Source organism: Nonomuraea sp. LPB2021202275-12-8, assembly GCF_037044575.1.
GTDB lineage: Bacteria > Actinomycetota > Actinomycetes > Streptosporangiales > Streptosporangiaceae > Nonomuraea.
Map to the genome: position 1 here is coordinate 42,800 of NZ_JBAHWD010000032.1, position 15,237 is coordinate 58,036.

Genomic DNA, 15,237 nt, shown 5'->3' on the forward strand with positions numbered 1-15,237 from the left:
GGTCAGACCACCCCCAGCATGCCCGCGAGCGCCAGCCCGCGGTTGATCGTGTCGGATGTGGCCTCGGCCTGCGGGTTGTACGCGGTCACGTGGATGACCGTTGTCCCAGCGCGGCCGGAGCCGGTGACGCTCTGCCCGGTCGCGCGCATGTCGGCGGTCAGCTCCGGCCGGAACGAGCTGGCCAGGTCCTCGGCGATATCCGCGGCCGCGGTGAGCACCTGGCGGCTGGTGGCGAGCATGCCGGCGCGCATGCCGAGCATGGTCTGCTCGCCGATACCCGCGAAGACCCGGCTGGGGGAGTGGATGCCGAGGGCCTGGCGGACCCAGTCCGGCATCAAAGTCCGAAAGAAATTGAAGATCACGTCCCGGAACCAGGCTCCGGCCGCCTGGATGCCGTGCCACAGGCCCTCGAGCAGCGCCCAGCCGAGCTGGCCAACCACCCCGAGGAAGTCGACGATCGCGCGCCCGGCGGTGCCGAGGGCGCCGGTCAGGTCACCACGCAGCAGCCGCGCCACGGCGTCGACCAGGCTGACCAGCGGGGGGAGAAGCTGCATGGTGAGCTGCAGCAGGGGCGGCAGCAGGGGAAGGATCACCGGTAGCAGGTCGGTGAAGCTGCGAATGATCGACAGCAGGTGCGGTCCCAGATCACGCAGCGCGGTCAGCAGCGCGGTCCCGGCGATCACCGTCAGGGTGGTCAGATCGGGCAGCAGCGGCACCACGGCGGCCGTGAGCTGGGAAAACGCGGCAACCAGGAAAGTGCCGACGATCTCGGCGGCCTGCGCCGCGAGGGCGATGAGCGGCTGGAGGGCGGGCAGCAGCCCAGTCGCCAGGTGGCTGATCAGGAGCGCGACCTGGGGGAGAAGCGGCAGGATCGCGGGGAGGAGGTTGTTGATCAAGGAGGCGGCCAGGCCGACGAGCAGCGGTACGAGCGGGGCCGCCGCGATCAGGGTCTGGCCGAGGGCCGCGACGAGCAGGTGGATGGACGGCAGGGTGGTGGCGATCCCGGCGGCCAGGCTGCCGACGATCAGTGCCGCGAGCTGCCCGATCACCGGGAGCAGGGGAGAGGCCGCGACCATCAGGACCGAGAGCGCCTGACCGGCGACCAGGAGCGCGGGCCCTACGGCGGCCACCCCTTGGCCGAGCGCGTTGAACACGGCGAGGAGGCCGGGCTGCAGCGCGGCCAGGGCGGGCACCAGCGCCTGAACCGCGCCGGTCAAGATCGGCCCGGCGAGCAGCGCGAGCTGCCCGAGGATCGGGGCGAGTTGCCCCACCCCGACCGCCATGGCGGCGAGCACGGGGGCCAGGGCGAGTGCGGCGGTGCGCAGCGCCACGAAGATCGACACCAGGGTCTGCTGGCCCTGGCCCGAGCTGACGAAGTCCGCGATGCTGCCCACGAGCGTGCCGAGCACGCCGAGCGCGTCGCCGCCGGCGGCGCGCATCGCGTCGAAGACGCCGGAGATGATCCGCCACACGTCCAGCGCGATCTGGCCGAGCTGCCGGAACACCTCGACCGCGCCCTGCATCCAGGCGAAGGCGCGGCCGGAGTCGGCGGCGGACGACAGGAACTCACCAACCCGCACGGCGAGCTGGGCGATGCCGGGGGCGAGCGAGGCGGTGAAGTCGGCGCCGACGATCGCGAGCTTGGTGAAGCCCGTGAGTAGCGGCTCCACGGCGACTTGCAGGTCGGAGACGATGGAGCGCAGCCGCTCGAACACGACGATGACCGCGTTGACGGCGAGCCCGGAGCGGGCGAACTCTGCCACACGCGCGCCAGCGCGGCCGATCTCGGCCGCGACCGACGACATGCCTGTCCACAGGGGGCCGAGCAGGACCTGCGCGACGGCGGAGAGCTGGCCGGCCAGCGGGGCGAACAGGGCCTCCTGCACGCTGCGGCGCAGCGCGTCCAGGGTGGGCTTGAGCGCTCGAAGCTCACGAGCGGCGGCCTGCGCCGCGGGGGCGAGCTGGGCGAGCGACTCCTCGAACTTGGCCCGGTCGTCGCCGAGCGCGGCCTTGAACGCGTCCTGCACGCCGTACAGGCCGACTGCCAGGGTGGCCAGCGCGGCGGCGCCGAGCGCGGCAGCGCCGGGCAGCGCGGCCAGCGCGCCCACGGCGGGGGCCAGGGCGCTGCCGAGCACGACGACGCCGTGCGCTGCCGCCGCGGCGGTGGCGCCGAGCAGTGCCAGCTTGCCGGCGGCGAGCGTGATCTGCGTGCCGAGCCGGACGACCGAAGCGGTCACGCCGACGCCGAGCGCGGCGAAGGATCCGCCGACTCGGTCGGCCATGCGGGCGGCGGCCGAGGAGATGCTGTCGGTGTGGAGCCCGGCCGCGCGGGCGGCGGCGCGTAGGTTGCCGACAGCGCGGATCAGGTCGCGCGACAGGGTGTCGCGTAGCCCGATCGTGGCGAACAGCGTGCCGACGTTGATCGCCACCGCGCGCCACCTCCCGTGGGGTTCGGAATGGAGGTGGCGCGCGGCGACGAGGTCAGGCGAGGCCGAGCGCCGCGGCGTACTGCAGGCCGCGGTTCATGGCCTTGCTGCTGGGCTCGGACACTGGGTAGTAGACGGTCTGGTTGATGACCGTCTGAGCGCCAGCCTTGCCCGGGTAGTCCACGCCGGGGAGCGTGGCGATCTGGTCCGCGCCGAGGACGTGGGCGGCGGGGGCCGCCTTGCCGGCCAGGCGGTTCGCCTTGGCGAGCGCCGAGTGCAGCAGTGACGTCTTCGCCGACTTGCCGTTCATGGCGTTGCGCACGGTGTCCACGGCGAGGCCGGCGAGCCGCTGCGCGGTGCCGGTCAGCGTCTTCTCCTCGGAGGTCATGCCCTGGATCAGGCCGAGCACGTTGTACCGGCCGATCTCGGCGAACACCTTGGACGGGCTGCTGATGCCGAAGATCCCCTTGACCTTGTCGACGACGCCGGAGGCCAGATTCGTGATCGTGTCGACGAAGGCGTTCCAGGCTCGGACGAAGCCGTCCTTGATGCCTGTGACCAGGTCGGAGCCGAGTGACCAGAGCTTCTTGAAGGCTCCGGTGATCGTGTTTCCGAAATTGATCACGCCCTGCTTGATCGTGTCGAACGCGCCTTGGAAATCGCCGGTCAGGAGCTTGGCCAGGGCGGTGACGATGGAGATGACCAGCGGGAGGATGGACGTTCCGAGTTGGATCAGGGGTGGCAGGAAGGGGGTCACGGCGCCGACGACCTTGGCGAAGATCGTTGCGGCGAGTTGCAGGATGGGGTTGAGGGCCTTGATCAGCTCCAGGATCGGAGGCAGGAGCGATTGACCCAGTTGAGTGAAAACGGGCAGGATCGGCGTAAAAGCGGTCAGAACAGTTGAAATAGCCTGAACTAGGGCGCCGCCTAGTGCGCCGACGATCTCTCCGACCAGCGGAACCAGGGGGAGGAGTGCGGGCAGCAGGGCGGTCGCCAGGGTGCCGACGAGCTGCGCGACCGGCGGCAGGAGTGGCATCACGGCGCTGATCAACTGACCGAAAACGCCTGCTAGCTGGCCGATCACGGGCTGTAGCTGAACTAGCACCGGCTGTAGAGCAGCGGTGATCGTTTGGGCCACCTGGACCAGGACGGGCAGGAAGGCGCTGGCCAAGGTGCCCGCGAGTTGCAAGATCGGCGGGAGCAGTGGAAGCAGCGCCGACGCGATGCCTGCGAAGTTTGTCAGCAGTTGTCCGATGAGTGGTCCGAGCTTCACGAGCACGGGCGCGAGCTGCGCCGACAAGGTCGACGCGATCGTGGTCAGCCCGCCCATGAGCGGCCCGGCCAGCGAGCCTGCGAGCTGGACCAACGCGCCGAGCAGGGGGCCCAGGGCCTGGAGAACACCGCCAAGCCCCGTCACCAGGGTCGCAAGCAAACCGGAGTTTTCGGACAAAGCAGCCGAAACCGGGGCAAGAAACCCCGCGAGCTGCCCACCGAACTGGCCAAGACTGCCCGCGAGCTGGCCCAGCATGGGCGCCGCCGCTCCGACGATGCCCTGGACGGCAGGCAGAATCGGCTGCAGGAAGGCGCTCAGCCCGGCCGTGGCCTGCCCTATCAGGGGCGCTAGCTGGGTGAACATGCCCTGCAGGGCAGGGGCGACCTGCCCTGAGAAGATCGTCTTCAGCGACCCGGCAGCGGCGATCAGCGGCCCCTGGAAGACCGTCGCCGCGGAGGCCAGCTCCCCCTTCACGGAAGTGCTCAGCCCGGCGAAGGCGGCCTTCACCGCGGGCGCCTGCGCCGCCGCCGTGATGCCGATCTTCGCGATCGCCACCGCGCCGCCCACGAACGCCGCCGCCAGCACGCCGCCGGCCGCGACACCGGCCGCGCCGACTCCCGCCAGCGCGGCGCCGCTCTTGATCGAGGTCGACGCCAGCCGGGAAGCGGACGAGGCGACGGTGGAGCCCATTCGCGTGGCCGCCATCCCGGCCGCGATCATCGCCGCCTGGACGCCGGTCGCGTGGACCTTGATGCCGGCCACCGCCCGGCCGAACGGCCCGGACATCTCGTCTCTGAAGGAGAGCGAGGCATACAACTCGCCGATCTTGAGCGCCAACGCTCACTCACCTCCGATGGCGGGGTTTGTCGTCGTCGGGGGCGAGCGCCCGCGCGATGCGGGTTTCGGCCTTCAACAGGCCGAAGATCCGGATCCGCAGCCAGCGCCAGGTGCGGGAGGTGAGCAGGCCGGGAGCGTCAAGGTCGAGGCCGTAGCACTCGTGCAGGTCGGCCTCGATGAGCGCCCACCGCTCCAGCAGTGCCGTCCAGGTGACCGCGGGAGAGTCGACCGACAGGCCATCGCCCGGCTCATACCAGTCGCGAAGCCCCGTTACTTCGTCGATCGGGCCGCCGCGCGACCCGTCTTCGTCGGGGCCTGAGCTTCCGGGCTCGGGCCCTGCTCCCAGTACGCCTCGGCCGCCTGCTCGTTGCCGGCCACCCACATGAACGCCGTGATGGCGACGTGCTTGAGCTTGGGCCAGGACACGCCATCCGCGATCAGCTCGGCGTAGACGGGGCCGAGCACCCGCTGGTACAGCTCCAGCTCGCGCACGTCGTCCAGCTCCACCTCGGGCACGTCCTTGCCCTGGGCCGCGGCCACGCCCGCCTCGGCTAGCCGCTGGCAGAACAGGCCGGTCTCGGCGCTCGGCGCCGGGATGCGATAGGTCTTGCCGCCGACCGGCAGCTCCAGGCCGTCGCTGAAGAAGTCGTCGAGATCCTTGAAAGCCATCAGTCGGCCGCCGGGTTCTCGACCTGAATGGGCTTGCCCTGGCCGGTCAGCTCGACCTCGAACGGCTCGAGGTCAGTCACCTCGCCGCCACCACCGCCGTACTGGACGGCGGCCGTGCCCTCGTAAGCATCGGGGCTGCCGTCGCGCCGGTACCAGCGGACGTGCACGTTCGCGGTCAGGCCGACGACCAGACCAGCCTGGCGCAGGTACTCCTGGCCCGGGTCCGGGATGAACGTCGCCGAAGAGTCGTCGCGCTTGCGGCGGCCCTCGATCTCCAGCGCCCAGGTGCGCTGGGTGACGACCTCGCTGCCCCAGCCGTCCGAATCGAAATCCGAGTCGTCCTCGGTCTCGGCGTCCAGGGTGAATTCCATGCTGGTCAGGCCCCGGACCGTGGTCCACACCGGCACGGCAAGGGTGCCGGTGTTGACCTCCAGGGTCCAGTCCTTGGCCAGCAGCGATCGCAGTGCCACGGCCCCTCCTTGGGCGTAGGCGCGGTGAGTGAAAGCACTTACCGCGTGGTGGTTCGGGGAAGATCGCGGGTTAGCCGGGGCGGTGCGTGCTCGGCCTGTGGACCCGGATGGAGTAGGAGTCGGCCCGCTCCCAGCGGCCGGAGCCGTCGACGCCGAGCGGCGCGACCACGGTGCGCAGCGCCTGCAGCAGCAGCACGCCGCCGTCGAGCACCATGTCGGATAGGCCATGGAGTGCGCCGAACACGCTGTCGGCCAGGTCGTCCACGATGCGCGGGTCCTGCCCGGCGCGGATGCGCGCCTGGACGAGGACCTGCGAGTCGGGTTCGGTCGGGTCGTCGCCGCCGGGGCCGACGCCGTATACGGCCAGCGTGAGCGCGGTGTCGGGGGCGGCCGGCAGGCCGCCGATCGTGATGGCGATCTCGTTGCTGGCGTAGATGCCGTTCGGGTGCCACACCCCGGCGCCGGAGGCCGCCAGGTGCTCGGCGAGCCCGGACAGCAGCGCGCGGGTCCAGGTCACTCGAACACCTCGCGCAGGTACTTGGCCAAGATCGCCTGCATGTCCTCTGCCTTGACGGCGACCGCCTTCTCCAGGAACTTGGCCTCGCCGACCTTGTGCCGGAGTTCTAGGCGTTCGTGGACGTAGACGGCGTACGGGACGTTGTAGGAGATCGCCGCCTCGAGCGCGGCGGGGTCCACCGACACCTCGGCGCTCGCGCGGAGGTGTCCTCGATCCTTGGGCGTGAGCTCCACCGCGTAGGTGCGGGTTTCCTCGGCCGCGTGCCGCAGGCCCTTGATGACGGCCTGCCGCTGACGGGCGGTGAGCTCGGCGGGGTTGATCTTCAGGTCGAGGTCAGCGCCGCTGACCCTCGTGGTCGTCATCGGCACACCACCTCCACATGGTTCGGCGTGGGGAGCAGCCCTGCGTCGCGGTTGAACGCGGTGATGACCGTGATGGTCCGGCCGCCCGTGGTCACCTTGGATCCGGCCGGGCAGACGGTGCCGGGTGGCAGGTAGAGGGTCGTGTCGGAGACGACCTCCAGGCCCTGCTCGTCGCGGACCAGACGGCGTTCGTCGTCGACCAGGCATCGCACCGTGACCGGCGGCCCCCAGACCGGGCCGTACGCGCCGTCGCCCAGGTAGGGCTCGATGGTGGCCTCGTGCTGTAGCAGCCACTCGGGAAGCACAGGCGGCCTCCCGTCACCAGGTCGCGGCGTCGAACACGTAGCCCGGCAGGAGTCCGGCGAGCTGGAGGATGCTGACGGCGTCGGGCGCGTGCCGGGCGGGCCCGGAGTTGTCGCCGCCGGCCCGCTTCAGGCTGACCGAGCCGATCTTGACGTCGCTGAACGCGGCGGCCACGCCGTACTCGTCGCCCACCGCCTTCATCCACGCGGCCTGCGAGCAGGTGGCGCGGGCGATGGCCTCCAGGTGGCCGGGCTCGGTCGGGAGCTGCGTGGTTTCGTCGATCGGATACCAGGCCGAGCGCAGCAGCTCGTCCACCCGCTCCGAGGCCCGCGCCAGCCGCCGGTCGATGTCGGCTGGCGGCTCCTGCGAGGTGTACTCCTGGTAGTCGTCGGCGGTGGCGTACACGGGCTGCATGTCAGGCCGCCGGGTACTCGATCAGCTGCACCGACAGGCCCGCCACGGCGGAGTAGTCCAGGTGGACCTTGCCGTTGGGCTGCCGGTACACGGAGGTGAAGGGCCCGATCGTGACGTCCCCGGTGGTGGCCGGGATGGTCACCTCCAGGTCCTCCACGTCCAGTCCGTCGACCTGCACGGCGGTCGGGACGGTCACGGTGCGCGCCGCGGCGTCGGTGTTCTTCAGCCGCACCAGCCGCCTGCCGTTGTCGCCGAAGGCGTGGCCGTCCACGTTGGCCGCCGCCCCGGCCCAGGCCAGACCAGTGCGCGAAGTGGTCACCGGGGTCAGATCAGTCCTCGCCATCGGGGCCTCCGTACTCCTCGATCAGCGCGTCCTTACGCAGGGCTCGCGCGTCGGATTCCGTGGCTCCCCGGGCAATCGCGTAGGCGACCCACGCGGCCTTGGGAGCGTTGTCGGGCGGCCGGGGGAGCGTGACCTGCTCGGCGGCCACGAGGTCGTCGACGGTAACCATCACGACCTGGTCGGCTGCGTCTGCGTCCGGGGCGCCGTCGTGTCCGGCGGTGTCCGGAATCATCCGGCCCACTCCGGTCTCGTCCGGGATGTCGTCGAGCGGAGCGCCGATCATCGCCCAGTTGGGCAGCGCATCCAGCCGCGCGGACCGGGCAGGCAGGTCGACCACCTGCCCGGTGCGTGAATTGCGGTAGCTCCACATCAGGCAGGCACGCTCGTCATGAAGTCGACCTGCACCGTGACCGACGTCGGCGTACCCGCCACGCCGGCCACCACGGCGTTGATGCCGGTCCCGGCGGCCACCGTGGCGTTGTTGAGCGTCGTGGTGGCCGCCCACGCGTCCGTGGTCGAGGCCAGCGGCGAGGCGAGCACGTTGCTCGCGCCGTTGACGATCTGCACGGTGGCGGTGGTGCCGCCCGCCCGATAGACGCGCACGGCGGTGATGACCGCGCCGACCGGCACGTACGCCAGCGCGTACGTGCCGGCAGTACCAGCCGGGATTACCGCCTGCTTGGTGTAGGAGCGGACGTGGGCGAGGGAGACCTCGCCCATCTGCCCGTCAATGCTGTGGGTCTTGTAACCCATTTGGGCCCTCCTTCAAGGCTCCGGGCATCAGAAAAGCCCGCCATTCTTGACGGGCTTCCGGCTTATTTCCCCGCGTCTATCACGGGTCGCCGACGTCCTTACCCTTGATGAGGACAGCGCGATTCGGGTCGAGCGTCTTCGTGCCGTAAAGGCAGTCGATCGAAACGACGTCCTGCTTCTTGTCCAGGTCGTAGTCCATGACGACCCGGAGGCCGAAACCCTTGTACGACTCGACGGCGGCGTTAGCCGCGCCCTGCGGAAGCACCAGAGGGCGCGTCACGAGGGCGAAAGCCGTGCGGTGGAAAGCGACGCCGACCTCGGTCGTGGACGCGCCGGTAACCTGCGTCGGAATGTGGATGTTCTGCGTCTGGTAAGGGTCGAAACCGAAAACCCGGCGACCCAGAGACGCCTCCCGGAGACCATCGGTGTCGCCGCGAGCGTCGGCCCGGTTGAACAGGTCGTCGCCCAGCCACAGCGCCTCGAGCTCCGGACCGACGACCGCGTAACGGTCGCTGGCGGGCACGTTACGCTGGTTCAGCACCCGGCGGGCGTCGATACCGGTGCGCGGGTTGTTGTGCGTGAAGACGTTCGCGCCGGCCGGGTTGGACGGCCACTGACCGGTCCGGCCGACCTCCTGGAGAATGTCGTCGCGCAGCGACAGAATATCGCGGTCGATCTTCTGGCTGATGGCCTCCATCGCCGGATTGAGAAGCTGCGCCCCGAAATCCTCGATTTCGAGAGTGAGCTCCTCGGTCGTCACCGCGAAGGAAACGTCCGCGAAATGGTTCAGCGTCACCGGGATAGAACCCTCGGACGCGTTCTGGATCGTGATGCCCTGCTGCCGCGTGTACTCCTGAGCGGTGAACACGGCGGGCTTGCGGACATTCACGGTGTCGCCGATCCGCGCGGCGAACTCCGAATCGTAGTCGCGGTGCACGAGCTGCGCCATGACGCAGGTCTCGTACAGCGTCGCGAGCGCCTGCTTGGCAATCACGCTTGGCGTGAGGAAAGTATTAGGCACGGCGGCCTACTCCTTAACGGAAACGGGAAAGACGACTGATCAGGCGCTCTTCTTCTTGCGCGCCTTACGGAAGTCGTCGATGGACATGAGCTCCGGATCGCTGGAGCGCCCACCGGACCCGCCGGTGAAGTCGCCGCCAGACCGTGCGGGCGGACCGGCCGCCGACATGGCCTTGAACTTGGGATTCGCTTCAATCGCGGAGGTGATCGCCTCGTCGAGCGAGGTTTGGAACCCCTCCGTGGTGGGGTCGAAATCGTTGATCGCGCGCAGGAAGCTGCGCGAATCGAGGAGGGCCTCGGCGTCCGCGCCGAGCTTGCCGCTGGCCTTGTGCACGGCCAGCTCGACCATCGCCCGGCGGTGCAGGTCCTTCTCGGCGTCGCGCTCCTGCGCGGTGGTGTCGCGCTCGGAGGTGAGCCGGTTGATGATCTCCTGCGGGTCCGGCGGCTTCTCCTCCTCGGCGACCAGGCCGAGCGCCTTGCCGATCTTCGTTGCCAGCTCCTGCTGGGCGCTGGCCATCAGCTCCTCGGCGGGCGGGCCCTGCGCCTTGGTCGCCGCATCCGCCGTCTGCTGGGCCTCAGCGAGCTTGGTCCTGTAGTTGACGGCGTCCGTCCTGGCCCTGCGCAGTTCCTTCTGCGCCCAGCCGGGCAGGTCGTCGATCGTGCGGGGGTCCGGCTTGGCAGTCTCGCTGCCCGTGCCGGTCTCACCAGCGGGATCGCTTTGAGCAGCCGGGTCCTGCCCGGTCTCCTCCTCGGCGGTACCGTCCTCGTCATCAGGGGCTCCGCCCGCGATGAGGTAGATCGGCCTGCCGTCCTTGCGGTAACCGAGCAGCGCGCCGGGCGTCTGCAGGTCCGCAGCCGAATCGTGCATAGATGCCCCTTCAGGCGACATGAGATAGGGGCTCGCCACCTGGGCGAACCCCCGCGAAACATGAGTGGTGGGGCCTACATCTGCTCCCACTTCGAGCCGTAGTCGTTCCGGTCGTCGGCGCGGTCCAGCCGCGCCTCAACGTCATCGGCGACGGTCGATCGGTCGAGCTTCAGCAGGGCCTCCCGCGCAGCACGGGCGGCCTGGCCCGTCTTCTGCGCGGGCTCGGCCAGCGCCCGCGCCTTCGCGCGGGCGGCGGCTGCGGCGTTGCGGGCCTGCAGGAGCGCCGCCTGCGCCCGAGAGCGCTGGCCACGCGGGGCGTCCTGGGCGGCGCGCTGCGCCTGAGCGACCTCGCGCTCCAGCCGGTCAACCTCCGCTTCCGCCTCCTGGCGGGCAGTGTTGGCGGCCACCATGTCCGCCTGCGCCTGCCGATAGGTGGCCGCGGCCGCCTCACGGTCTCGGAGTGCCTCCGGGGGCGGCGCCGCCTCGGCCTCCTGGGCACGGGCGGTCAACGCCCGGCCCCTGGCGACCTGCGCCGCGTTCAGCGCCTTCTTCTCCGGCAGCCGGGCGATGTCTCGATCGCGTCCCGCCCGCAGCCGTCGCACGTCGTCGGCCAGCTTGCGATCCAGATCGCGCAGCTTCTTGTCGGCCGCCCACGAGCCGCCGCCGCTGAACGGGTCGTCGTCTTCCTGGGTCGCCCGAGCGGCAGCCTCCTCGGCTTTCGCCCGCTCGCGGGCGTGCCGCTCGCGCAGCTCGGCCTCTTGCTTGGCGTACCGTTCGGTGGCCTTCTCCGTCGCGCGCGCCAGGCGCTCCTGCGCCTGGCTGATCTGGTCGGCCAGCTCCTCCGGAGAGGACGCCGGAGTGTCCGGCTGCTGGGTGCGCCCCTTGGCGGCCTCGTCCCTGCGGCGGGCGAACGTGGCGTCGCGGTGCTCGCGGAATCGCTCCTGGGCTTCCTCGTTTGCCTGCTGCGCCCGCCTGGCCTCCGCCTGCGCCGTGACCAGTCGCCGCCGATCGGCGGCGGCGTCCTCCGGCCGGCGGCCGGAGCCGCTCACGTCGACGGCCTCCTGCGCTTCCTTCGCGCGGGCCTCGGCCGCGACTCGGGCGCGGCCAGCGGCCTTGACGTCGCTCTGCAGCCGGTCGAGACGCTCCTTCTCGTCCCGCCGCTGCGCCTGCTCATCGCCCCGTACGCGAGGCGGCTCGGGGGCAGGTGCGTCCGGGTGGGCCTTGCGCCAGCGCTCCTGGGCCTGCCGGATCAGCTCGTCCACGGCCTTCTCCTGCGAGGGCACCATGCGTCTGCTGACCTGGGAGCGGTCGATGTGCTGCCCCAGCCACTGACCCGGGCGGGCCTGGCTCTGCCGCACCCGGCCGATCACCTCGCCCGACACGACCACCACCTTGGAGCCGTCCGGCTCGGTGATGATCTGCCGATCGTCCAGTTCGTCCTGCCCGTACCAGGAAGGCCGTTGCGCCGGGTCAGGCAGGTCGCGCGTCCATATGGACGGCTCCGGCTGCTCCGGCTCGGCCTGCTGAGCCGCACGCCGGGCGCGGGCCTGCGTGGCGTCGTCTCGCGCTGCCTGCCGCGGAGGCGGCGTGCCTTCTGGCTCCCGCTCGGGTTCAGCGTCGCGCTCTGGTTGCCCGGCCGGCCGAGAGCGCCGGTTCCCGGCGTCCTCGGCGGTCTGCTCGGCGCTATCAATCGTGCGACGGGCTTCCTGCAGCGGCGTCGGGCCCTGGCCGCCGTCGCGCGGTCCCGCCGGGCTCCCGCCTCCGCCGGGGCTGTCGTCGCCGCCATCGGGGCCGCCGCCCATGGGAGCGCTGCCGGTCGACGGCGGCGGCCTCCGGTCGCGTGTGCCCGCGGCCGCGGTCCGTTGCGAGGCGCGCTCGATCGCGCGCCGTGCGCCACGAGTCTCCCGGCTGACCTTGATGCGGCTCTGCCGAGCCGCCTCCACCTCTTCTGGTGCAAGGTCGCGCACCCGCTCCTGCCGCCGCCTGCGGGGCAGCCCCTTGGACTCGGCCAGCTCGTCGAGCTCCGCCGACAGCCGCTTGGCCTTGGCCCGCGCGTCCTTCTGCTCCGTCGGAGTGCGCGCCACAGCGGCGATCCGCTTGGCCGCACGCAGGTCCCGCTCCAGGCGGCGCTGGTGCTGGGCGTCCTCGTACGTCGCCTTGGACTCCGGCCGCCGCGGACGCTGGGTGACGCCCGGCGTGTACAGGCCGAAGGTGTGGCCGCAGTTGGGGTGCTGCAGGCCGAGACGACGCGCTCCCTCGATCGTGGCGCGGACCTCGATCGTCATGGGCTCGTCGCTCAGGAAGTGGGTGACCTTGACCTCGCCGGTCGGCCCGTCGTCGGAGATGGCGAGAATCTCACCCTCGAACGGCGCGCAGCGCGGGCACGTGATCGCGTCCTGGGACACGATCACGAACCGGTGCCCGTTGTCGGCCAGCGTCCGGGTGTGCCCGTCCGAGGCCGCACGGATGACCGAGGTGCGCGCGGTCATCTCGGCGTACGTCGGCAGGTCCCACGTCTTGCCGGCGCGGTCGACGAACCTCGTGACGCCGCGCTTGGCGTAGTCCTTCAGCTCTCGCTCGACGACCTGGTCGATCGACTCCGTGCCGGCCAGTGCCCGGCCGATCGCGTTCTTGTTGACCTCCTGGAACTGGTCGTCGATCGTGCGTAGCGCGCTGATGTGCCGCTTGCGCAGGTTCGTGATCATCTGGCGGGCCATCTCGACCACGCCCTGCCCGGCGGGGATGCCCTTCTTGCCGCCCAGGTCGTTGATGTCATCGATGGCGCTCTTGACGCCGCGCCGCCACGCGGCAGTGACCGCCTCGACCAGGGTGGGGAACGCGCGTCGTTCAAGGCGTTGGATGATCCGCCCGGCCTCCCGGCGCAGTTCCTTCACCTCGACCGAGCGCCGCTCGAGGTACTGGCGAACCATGCGCGGGTCGGCGCCGCCGGCGGCGAGCGTGCGCAGGTCGGTGACCAGCTCCCGCCGCTGCCTGGCCGTGAGGTCGCCGCGGTCCAGGCGCTCTCGCATGGCCTCCAGCCGCTTCTTGCGGCCCTCGGTCACGGCCGCGCCGCGGGCCGCCCGCCACAGGTGGTCGGCCAGCGACTGGAACAGGCTGTCCTCGGCGTCCAGGTACATCTGCTGGATCGCCTCGGCGACCTTCAGTGCGTGCTGGGCGTCCTCGGTGGTGGGGGCCACGGTGCGGGAGGCCACGGCCACCCCCTAGGAAGTGAAGGGCTATCCGCTGAGGTCGTCGTCGCGGGGGAGATACGCCTCGACATACGGGTCGGCGTCCTCGCCGAACTCCGTCGCCTTCTCGCGCCGGATCCGCTCGACCTCAGCCTCGACCTGCTCGTCGTCCCACTCGGGGTGGACCATCCGCACGCGCACGTCCGCGCTGGCGGACTCGGCCTGCTTGAGCAGGTTGACCGTGCGGCCGACCGACTCCGGGTCGGGCTGCACGCCGTCCGGCCACTCCACGAGCGCCCGGTCGGACGACACCTTCGTGCCGAAGACGACCCGGTCGATGGTGAGCAGCACATCGGCCATCCACGACAGGGTGGGATTCCAGTAGCCGATCTTCCTCTGCCTGGTCGTGAACGACCGCCGCTCCCGGCTGTGGATCTCCGTCGCCGTGGCGACCACGTCGTTGCTCGCCTCGCCGAAGGTCTGCGTCGAGTAACCCGCGCCGCGGAGGATCTGCGCGACGAGGGCCTTCGCGGTGGCCGCGTGCTCTTCGGTGCGGATCGCGAACTGCGAGATGGTCAGCATGTTGGAGCCGCTGCCGCCGGGCGGCGGCAGCATCCCGATCCCGGAGTAGATCTCGCGGTCGGGGTCCCACATCGAGCCGCGCCCGCGCCCGGTGTTCTGCAGGTAGACGTCGGGAACGATCACGCGGCCCTTGCCGAGCCGCAGGTCGCGAAGCCACGACGTGTAGGTCTCGTCCAGGGCGTCCATCAGCGGTTCAACCCCGGAGTAGTCGCTGCGGCCGAGCTGCGTCCCGCGCAAGCGCCGGTGGGGACGCATGTTCGGGACGTAGCTGACGAGCAGCCCCTTGTCATAGCCGCTGGCGAAGCCGCCATCCTCGTCGACCATCTCGGCGAAGTGCGCCGTCTCCGGGTGCTCCGACAGAGGGACCTGGATGCCCAGGCGGCGCTCATCGCCCAGATAGAGGCCGTGGTAGACACGGCCTCTCTCATGCTTTTCGAGGTGCCGGAGCACCTGCTTGTTGTCCTCGGCGACCACCCGCCAGAAGATCACCGACCACAGCCGGCCGCTGACGAACTCCGGCACGCTGGCGTCCGGCGGGATGACGTCAACGACGGGGTACTCCGCCATGGTCGTGTCCCAGCCCACGCGGAGGTACGCGCCGCCGAAGGCGGAGGCGATCTCCGCGGCCTCCAGCAGGCTGGGATACACGCTGCCCTCGTTGAGGATCTTCTCCAGCCGGTTCTGGCTCTTCTTTCCGCCGACGCGCAGCGTGGGCGGCTCGGAAAACAGCAGGTCCGCGCTGGTGCTGGAGATGTCCCCTGCCAGGGGAACATGCAGCTTTGTGCTCCTGGACTGACCGGCGGGGGTCGGGCTGCCCCAGAAGAACCGGCTGACGCGGCCGAGGAAACCGCCCGAGGCGGCCATCGGCCGGTCCCAGCCCTTCAGGTCCAGTCCGAGACCGGGGATCGTGTCGGCGCCGTAGGCCTTGGCGAGCCTGTCCGGGTCGCCTGAGTACCACGCGGAGTGCTGCAGGTACATGCGCGTGACCGGCCGCATCCACGGCGGCGGCCACTCTTGATCACGAGTGGGAAGCGGCATCTACACCCTCTCCCTCTCGGCGATCAGCGCGGCCATGGTCAGCCACGAGTCGGCCAGCGACTCCAGCCGCTCCATCAGCGCCATGTTGGTGGTCTCCACCTCGGCGAAATTGAGCAGCCTGGTTGCGTTGGCCACGGCCTCATCAAAGGTCACGGCGGCCCTTCCAAGATCTAG

Annotated in this window: 17 protein-coding genes; all 17 read right to left on the minus strand. The window is 70.7% G+C overall.

The window, feature by feature from the left end; translation table 11 throughout:
• Positions 1-2 precede the first annotated feature (2 nt).
• Positions 3-2,429: a hypothetical protein gene (locus V5E28_RS38150; protein WP_336214377.1), complete on the minus strand. Its 2,427-nt coding sequence runs from the start codon at positions 2,427-2,429 to the stop codon at positions 3-5.
• A gap of 52 nt (positions 2,430-2,481) precedes the next feature.
• Positions 2,482-4,536 carry a phage tail protein gene (locus V5E28_RS38155; RefSeq protein ID WP_336214379.1) on the minus strand — a complete coding sequence of 685 codons (2,055 nt, stop codon included), beginning with the start codon at positions 4,534-4,536 and terminating at the stop codon, positions 2,482-2,484.
• A gap of 7 nt (positions 4,537-4,543) precedes the next feature.
• Complete coding sequence (locus tag V5E28_RS38160) at positions 4,544-4,918, minus strand: hypothetical protein (protein ID WP_336214380.1); 375 nt, start codon at positions 4,916-4,918, stop codon at positions 4,544-4,546.
• The gene (locus V5E28_RS38165; protein ID WP_336214381.1) at positions 4,807-5,205 is read right to left on the minus strand and encodes a DUF7426 family protein; all 399 of its coding nucleotides are present in this window, start codon (positions 5,203-5,205) and stop codon (positions 4,807-4,809) included. Before V5E28_RS38165 ends, V5E28_RS38160 begins: the two co-directional genes overlap by 112 nt.
• Complete coding sequence (locus V5E28_RS38170; RefSeq protein WP_336214383.1) at positions 5,205-5,675, minus strand: phage tail tube protein; 471 nt, start codon at positions 5,673-5,675, stop codon at positions 5,205-5,207. The genes V5E28_RS38165 and V5E28_RS38170 overlap by 1 nt, the downstream gene beginning before the upstream one ends.
• Before the next feature lie 70 nt (positions 5,676-5,745).
• Positions 5,746-6,192, minus strand: a complete 447-nt coding sequence (locus V5E28_RS38175; protein WP_336214384.1) for a minor capsid protein — start codon at positions 6,190-6,192, stop codon at positions 5,746-5,748.
• On the minus strand, positions 6,189-6,554 hold the full coding sequence (locus V5E28_RS38180; RefSeq protein WP_336214385.1) for an HK97 gp10 family phage protein: 366 nt from the start codon (positions 6,552-6,554) through the stop codon (positions 6,189-6,191). Before V5E28_RS38180 ends, V5E28_RS38175 begins: the two co-directional genes overlap by 4 nt.
• Entirely contained in the window at positions 6,551-6,859 is a 309-nt protein-coding gene (locus V5E28_RS38185; RefSeq protein WP_336214386.1) for a hypothetical protein, read from the minus strand. The genes V5E28_RS38180 and V5E28_RS38185 overlap by 4 nt, the downstream gene beginning before the upstream one ends.
• Positions 6,860-6,872: 13 nt before the next feature.
• A complete protein-coding gene (locus V5E28_RS38190) occupies positions 6,873-7,271 on the minus strand; it encodes a hypothetical protein (protein WP_336214388.1) in 399 nt (132 codons plus the stop codon).
• Between the two features lies 1 nt (position 7,272).
• The gene (locus V5E28_RS38195) at positions 7,273-7,614 is read right to left on the minus strand and encodes a hypothetical protein (RefSeq protein ID WP_336214389.1); all 342 of its coding nucleotides are present in this window, start codon (positions 7,612-7,614) and stop codon (positions 7,273-7,275) included.
• Entirely contained in the window at positions 7,601-7,984 is a 384-nt protein-coding gene (locus V5E28_RS38200) for a hypothetical protein (RefSeq protein ID WP_336214391.1), read from the minus strand. The genes V5E28_RS38195 and V5E28_RS38200 overlap by 14 nt, the downstream gene beginning before the upstream one ends.
• Positions 7,984-8,367, minus strand: a complete 384-nt coding sequence (locus V5E28_RS38205) for a hypothetical protein (protein WP_336214392.1) — start codon at positions 8,365-8,367, stop codon at positions 7,984-7,986. The genes V5E28_RS38200 and V5E28_RS38205 overlap by 1 nt, the downstream gene beginning before the upstream one ends.
• A gap of 79 nt (positions 8,368-8,446) precedes the next feature.
• On the minus strand, positions 8,447-9,388 hold the full coding sequence (locus V5E28_RS38210) for a P22 phage major capsid protein family protein (protein ID WP_336214394.1): 942 nt from the start codon (positions 9,386-9,388) through the stop codon (positions 8,447-8,449).
• Between the two features lie 39 nt (positions 9,389-9,427).
• A complete protein-coding gene (locus V5E28_RS38215; protein ID WP_336214395.1) occupies positions 9,428-10,255 on the minus strand; it encodes a hypothetical protein in 828 nt (275 codons plus the stop codon).
• A 74-nt stretch (positions 10,256-10,329) separates the two neighbouring features.
• Positions 10,330-13,467 (minus strand): phage minor capsid protein, encoded by a 3,138-nt coding sequence (locus tag V5E28_RS38220; RefSeq protein WP_336214397.1) that lies wholly within the window; start codon positions 13,465-13,467, stop codon positions 10,330-10,332.
• 24 nt (positions 13,468-13,491) lie between these two features.
• Positions 13,492-15,063 (minus strand): phage portal protein, encoded by a 1,572-nt coding sequence (locus tag V5E28_RS38225; protein WP_336214399.1) that lies wholly within the window; start codon positions 15,061-15,063, stop codon positions 13,492-13,494.
• Positions 15,064-15,198: a hypothetical protein gene (locus tag V5E28_RS38230; protein ID WP_336214401.1), complete on the minus strand. Its 135-nt coding sequence runs from the start codon at positions 15,196-15,198 to the stop codon at positions 15,064-15,066.
• Between the last annotated feature and the right edge of the window lie 39 nt (positions 15,199-15,237).

Excerpts from the sequence above, each read along its gene's own strand:
- V5E28_RS38165 (WP_336214381.1), bottom strand. The coding sequence starts at position 5,205 with ATGGCTTTCAAGGATCTCGACGACTTCTTCAGCGACGGCCTGGAGCTG.
- V5E28_RS38200 (WP_336214391.1), bottom strand. The coding sequence starts at position 7,984 with ATGTGGAGCTACCGCAATTCACGCACCGGGCAGGTGGTCGACCTGCCT.
- V5E28_RS38225 (WP_336214399.1), bottom strand. The coding sequence starts at position 15,063 with ATGCCGCTTCCCACTCGTGATCAAGAGTGGCCGCCGCCGTGGATGCGG.
- V5E28_RS38180 (WP_336214385.1), bottom strand. The coding sequence starts at position 6,554 with ATGACGACCACGAGGGTCAGCGGCGCTGACCTCGACCTGAAGATCAAC.
- V5E28_RS38190 (WP_336214388.1), bottom strand. The coding sequence starts at position 7,271 with ATGCAGCCCGTGTACGCCACCGCCGACGACTACCAGGAGTACACCTCG.
- V5E28_RS38215 (WP_336214395.1), bottom strand. The coding sequence starts at position 10,255 with ATGCACGATTCGGCTGCGGACCTGCAGACGCCCGGCGCGCTGCTCGGT.
- V5E28_RS38205 (WP_336214392.1), bottom strand. The coding sequence starts at position 8,367 with ATGGGTTACAAGACCCACAGCATTGACGGGCAGATGGGCGAGGTCTCC.
- V5E28_RS38195 (WP_336214389.1), bottom strand. The coding sequence starts at position 7,614 with ATGGCGAGGACTGATCTGACCCCGGTGACCACTTCGCGCACTGGTCTG.